Genomic DNA, 5,606 nt, shown 5'->3' on the forward strand with positions numbered 1-5,606 from the left:
CCACCGAGGTGATCTGCAGCGCATCCGCCGGCAGCTTGAAGCCGGAGGCGACGGCTGCACTCGTGAACAGCGGCGCCAGCGCGTTGGCGACGTAGAAGCCGACGGCGAGCGTCACCGTGCCGATGACAACCATGCGGAAGACATTGCCCCTGACCAGCGGCGCGGTCATCGCGACGATGAACGGGATGACGGCAAGGTCGGCGAACAGGATGACGCGGTTGCCGGGCAGGATGATCGACAGGATGATCGCGATCGGCACCAGGATCAGCGACGACGAGATCGCGGCGGGGTGACCGATCAGGATGGCCGAGTCGAGCCCGACCTGCAGCTCGCGGTCGCCTGTGCGCTTGCGCACGAATTCCTGTGCGGCGTCCGAGACCGGCAGCAGGCCCTCCATCAGGATCTTCACCATGCGCGGCAGGAGCAGCATCACCGCCGCCAGCGTCATGCCGGTGCCGAGCACCTTGGCCAGCACCGTGCCGAGATCGCCAGCGTTGTAGAAGGCGATCAGGCCGAGCACCAGGCCAATGATCAGCCCGAGTATCACCGGCTCGCCGAACACGCCGAAGCGGCGTTCGATGGTTTCGGTGCTGATGTTGATGCGGTTGATGCCCGGGATGCGATCCATGATCCAGTTGAGGATGATGGCGATCGGGAGGATCTGCGCCGAGGCGAGATGCGGCACGGAAATGCCCGGCACGCCGTAGAACTGCTGCACCGCGCGCGCCGACCAGTCGGCGAAGAGCAGCGCAAGTGCCGCGACAAGCGCCGCGATGATGATGCCGTAGGCCAGATTGTTGGTGGCGGCGACGACCAGCGAGCCGACGAAGGCGAAATGCCAGAAGTTCCAGACGTCGACATTGAGCGTGCGTGTCATGCGCGTGAGCAGGAGCGCGATGTTGACCAGGATGCCGACCGGGATGACCCAAAGGCCGACCGACGAGCCGAAGGCGATCGCGGCGGCAGACGGCCAGCCGACATCGATGATGTCGCGATGGATGCCGGTGTTGGTGACGATCGCCTTGGCCACGTAGCCGATAGAGGCGAACATCAGGCCGAGCACGAGGTTGATGCCGATGAAGGCGACGCCGATCGTGATGGCGGCGCGGAATGCCTTGCTGACCTTGGCTCCAAGGATCACGGCGATGATGAAAATGACGATCGGCAAGAGCACAGTCGCGCCGAGCGTGTCGATGGCTCCCTTTAAGCCTGCAAGTATGGTGTCCATTCTACCTCCCCAGGGGCATCGGCTTCGGCTCGAAGCGTGAATGATGCCCGCAACTCAATGACGCCTCGACCCTCCCGGCCAAGGCACTCCCCACTCGCCGACGAGGACGGAATGCTCAGTCAAGATGAGTGAACATTTGCCTTTGTCAGCGAACGAAAGTTTTATCTGGGCGGTCTATGCCAAAGTCAATCGGCAATCCTTTGGGCCAAAGGGAAACCCACCGATTGTTCGGGAAATCGGTTAGCCGATATGGCAATCGTCGATCAGGCCTGGTGGATTTGGCGCATCCCAGGCTGGATTGTTTGTCGGATCGCTACTTGCCGAGCTCTATCGACCGCAGCCGCGCCGCTTCCACGGCTTCGGTGACGAGCTTTGTCAGGCGGTCGCCGCCCATCAGCACGCCGAGCGCGGCGGCGGTCGTGCCGTTGGGGCTGGTCACCTGCTGACGCAGCACGCCCGGCTCCTCGTCGCTTTCAGCGGCGAGCGAGGCGGCGCCGAAGACGGTCTGCATGGCGAGCAGCTTCGCGGTCTCGGCCGGCAGGCCGGCCTTCTCGGCCGCAACGGTCAGCGCTTCGATGAAGTGGAAGACATAGGCCGGGCCGGAGCCGGAGACGGCCGTCACCGCGTCCATGAGGCCCTCGTCGTCGATCGTCGTCACGACGCCGCTTGCCGAAAGCAGCTCAAGGACGAAGCGCCGGACGTCATCGGAGACCAGCGGGTTGGAAAACACCACCATCATGCCCTTGCCGATCGCGGCCGGCGTGTTCGGCATGCAACGGATGACCGGCGCGAGCTCGCCCAGGATTTCCTCGAAGGTGGCGACCGGCGTGCCGGCGGCAATGCTGACGAAAGTCGTCCTGCCATCGCCGAAGCGCTTGTACTGCGCCGTCACGTCGCGGATCACCTGCGGCTTTACTGCGATGACGACGAGGTCTGGCACGGCATCGGCCGGAATGGCCCCGGCGTCGGCGGAAACGCGGCAGCCGAGATGTTCGGCCCGCTGGCGCAGTTCCGCGTTGGGCTCGACCACGAACACCGCCGACGGCTCGAGCCTTGCGGACTTCAGCCAGCCCGAGAGCATGGCGTAACCCATATTGCCGCAGCCGGCGAGAACGAGCCTGATCGTCATCAAGATCTCCTTAGCATGGCTCTCCTTAGACGCTTGCGCGGCCAGCGAAAAGCCCAGCATGAGGAAGATCGATCGTCCAGGATTGAGTGCAATTCCGCGGAAAGGGCGAGCGGCTTTCCGCACGCAACTGCGTCAGGACGGAGATAGAGGGGTTCGCCGTTCCGGTGAAATGGTGAAACGCTCTATCGCGACAGGCGAACCGGGATCGGCCGCAGCGAGACTTGCCTGAGGCCAAGCACGCCGAGAACGAAAAACAGCCAGACCGGATCGCCGCGATGGAAGAAGAAGCTTTCCAGGAAGCCGTTCAGCGCCGTGAACAGCACCACCATCATGAAGAAGTCGCCGAGGAAGATGTTTTCCTTGCGCGGCAGGATGCGCATGTAATCGCGCAACGGGGCGATCAGGAAGGTGTAGACGGCGACGCAGAGCGCCGGGATGCCCATCAGCACGGCGATGTCGAGATAACCGTCATGGCCATGCACGATGGTGCGGATGTCCCAGGGCCTGTCGAAGGGCTGGTCCTGGTTGAGCAGCAGTGGCGTCCCCCAGAAGCTTTCGTAGCCGTAGCCGGTCCACGGCTTCTTCGCCAGCATCTCGCCGGCGAACTCCCAAAGCGTCGTACGCCCCGTATAGGTGAGATCGGGGAAATAGATCGCCGCCAGATGCTTCACCGGCGGGATGAAGACGATGCCGAGCGTGCCGACCGCGGTCGCGACGATCGCCAGCGCGAACAGGATCGGCGTGCCGAGCCGCATGCCGATGAGGCTGGGCAGCACGACGATCATGATCGAGAACGGCACAAGTCCGGCGGTCGTCTTGGAGCCGGTGTGGAGCATGAAGATCATCGCGGCGCAGAAGATGCCGGCGCCCCACCAGCGCTGGCCGCGTCGGAACAGATAGAGCCCGGCGAAACTGAAACAGGCCATCACCGGCCCGGCGATGTTCTTGTGCGTGAAGACCCCGCGCCACAGGCCGGCATGCTCCGGCTCCTGCGAGTCGGCGGTGTGCAGGGCCTCATGCGGGAAGACGACCAGGCCGATATAGGAAAGGCCGATCACCACGACGGCGGTGAAGATGATCACGCGGGCGAAGGAATCGGCGTCGCGCGGCAGCACCAGGATCGTCGCCATGGTGATGATGCCGATCATGGTGAAGGAGGCGGCGCGCATCGCCACCGGCGGATCAGTGGCGAGCACCACCGACAGGAAGAAGAAGCCCAGCATCAGCGCCCAGGAGGGGCTGACCAGCGAACGCACCACGCGCGGATCGGCAAAGGCGAGCAGCGAGAAGATCGAGATCGCGCCGAGCGAGCCGAAGCCGAGCTGGTTGACGATGTCGCCGCCGTCGCCGGTGAGTTCCGCTCCCGCCGGCTGGAAAGGCCGGAACGAGACCATGATGACGGTGAACAGGAGCGCGGCGATCGCCGTCGCCACACCTTCCTTGGTGAAGGCGGCGCCGAGCGGCGCGCGCTCAATTCTTCTCAGGCTGTCGGTACTGCTCATTGGCATATCCGAATTCGGCAAGCACCCGGCCGAGCGCGACATAGACCGGGTAGAGGCCGGTCGTCAGCGAGCCGGTTCGCGCCAGCCGGATGGCGCCACGGAGCGGTGAGGCCGCGAGCAGCGCCAGGCTTTTGAGAAACACTTTGAGGCCGGCAAGCGGCGTGCCGGCGCGTTTCTTCTTTTCGACCAGCGTCGAGATCACGCCATTGCGCAGGCTGCGGGCGCGGATCCAATCGGCCTCGACGCGCCGGGCCGGCACGGTCTCGTTGACTTTTGCCTCGGCGCACCAGCCGAGCACGAAGCCTTTCTGCGCGGAACGGCTGAGGAAGTCGGAATCGCCGCCGCCCATGAAATTGAACCTGAGATCGAGGAAGGGCGGTCCCATGGCCTTCAGCACGTTGCGTCCCACCAGCAAATTGCCGGACGAATAGAGCGCCGGAACGCGACCGGTTTCCCGGTAGGGCGGCGCGAACACCGGGTGCTCGGCCCATCGGGCGTGGCTCGGATCGGCGAAGACCGGCACTTGCGGGCCACCGACGATGTCGGCGCGAAGCGTCTCGGCGGCCTTGCACATGCGCTCCAACCAGTCCGGCTCGGCGATCTCGTCATCGTCGATGACAAGAAGGTGCTTGAAGTTGGGAAACTGCAGGATCGCCGTCTGCCAGCCGGCATTGTAGGCGCTGCAATTGCCGCGCTCATGCGCGACGATCACAAGTCCCGGCATCTCGCCGCTCTCGAACAGCGGCAGCACGGCGGCGGCACCCTCGCGCGCCTCGGCCTCGTTTTCCATGACGATGACGGCGAAGCGCCGGCCGGTACGCTGCGCCTTGAGCGAAGCCAGGGTTTCCAGCACCTGCTGCGGCCGCTTGAAGGTCGGCAGCGTCACCACCGCCTCGACAGTCTCGGCGGCAAGCTCCGGCGACCGTCCCGCGATCGATACAGAAGCGTCGGACGGCAAAGGGATCATCCGTTTTTGAGCAGCGTGGGTTTGCGCCCTCGATAGCATCGCGGTGATAACGTTTCGTTAATCACCTTCTCGCCCGGCTGTCGGAAAAGCCGGGTCTTTGGCCTTTGACGGTGCCATTTAATCAAGGCTTCACCGCGTTTTGCTACCGGCTGCACCTAAGGATAGGTGAGATGCATCTGCTGTTCGCCACATCGATCGTGCCCGATGGCGCTCTCGCCTCAGGCTACGAGATTGCCAATGCCGCGACCATCGACGCGCTGCGGCGCGCCGGCGTGCGCGTGACCGTGATCGGCTTCATCTGGCCAGGCAAGACCCCGTCCGATCCGCAAAACACCATCGTGCTCGACGCCGTCGAGGTCCGCACCGAAAGCGCTTCGCCGCTGCAAAAACTTGTCTGGCTCGGCAAGGCGGTTTCCTCCGGCCTGACCTTTTCGTCGGTCAAGCTGCGTGTCGTCTCTGAGGCGCAAACCCGCGCCGCCATCGATCGCGCCGGTCCCTTCGACGGCTATATCCTGAATTCGGTGCAGTTCGCCGGCGCGTTCGAGAAGGTTCTCGCTGACCGTCCATTCGTCTTCGTCGCGCACAATGTCGAGCATCGCTCGGCCGAGGAAAATGCCGCCGCGGCGGGCAGCGCGCTGCAGCGCTGGATGTTCCGCCGCGAGGCCAGGCTGCTCAAGGTCATGGAGGAGCGCCTTTGCGGCGCGGCGCGCTTCGTCTTCACGCTGGCCGAGGAAGACCGCGCGGCACTTGGCGTCGCCTCCGACACACGCTCGGCGGTGC

At 64.5% G+C, this 5,606-nt stretch carries 4 protein-coding genes and 1 pseudogene; 1 reads left to right on the plus strand and 4 read right to left on the minus strand.

Annotation, left to right across the window (positions count from 1 at the left end; genetic code table 11):
* The 4 genes from EOA27_RS19430 to EOA27_RS19445 form a co-directional block, all read right to left on the minus strand.
* Positions 1 to 1,228: PTS transporter subunit IIC (locus EOA27_RS19430; protein WP_127256912.1), on the minus strand; the 1,228-nt coding region annotated here is incomplete at its 3' end.
* A gap of 313 nt (positions 1,229 to 1,541) precedes the next feature.
* Complete coding sequence (gene proC / locus EOA27_RS19435; RefSeq protein WP_126079104.1) at positions 1,542 to 2,357, minus strand: pyrroline-5-carboxylate reductase; 816 nt, start codon at positions 2,355 to 2,357, stop codon at positions 1,542 to 1,544.
* 182 nt (positions 2,358 to 2,539) lie between these two features.
* Positions 2,540 to 3,859 carry an O-antigen ligase gene (locus EOA27_RS19440; RefSeq protein ID WP_126079103.1) on the minus strand — a complete coding sequence of 440 codons (1,320 nt, stop codon included), beginning with the start codon at positions 3,857 to 3,859 and terminating at the stop codon, positions 2,540 to 2,542.
* The gene (locus EOA27_RS19445) at positions 3,828 to 4,826 is read right to left on the minus strand and encodes a glycosyltransferase (protein WP_126079102.1); all 999 of its coding nucleotides are present in this window, start codon (positions 4,824 to 4,826) and stop codon (positions 3,828 to 3,830) included. Before EOA27_RS19445 ends, EOA27_RS19440 begins: the two co-directional genes overlap by 32 nt.
* A 170-nt stretch (positions 4,827 to 4,996) precedes the next feature.
* Between EOA27_RS19445 and EOA27_RS19450 the strand changes: the two are divergent.
* Positions 4,997 to 5,606, plus strand: a pseudogene (locus EOA27_RS19450) (glycosyl transferase); the annotation flags it as partial.

The sequence above is a fragment of the Mesorhizobium sp. M2A.F.Ca.ET.037.01.1.1 genome, from assembly GCF_003998075.1.
Lineage (GTDB): Bacteria > Pseudomonadota > Alphaproteobacteria > Rhizobiales > Rhizobiaceae > Mesorhizobium.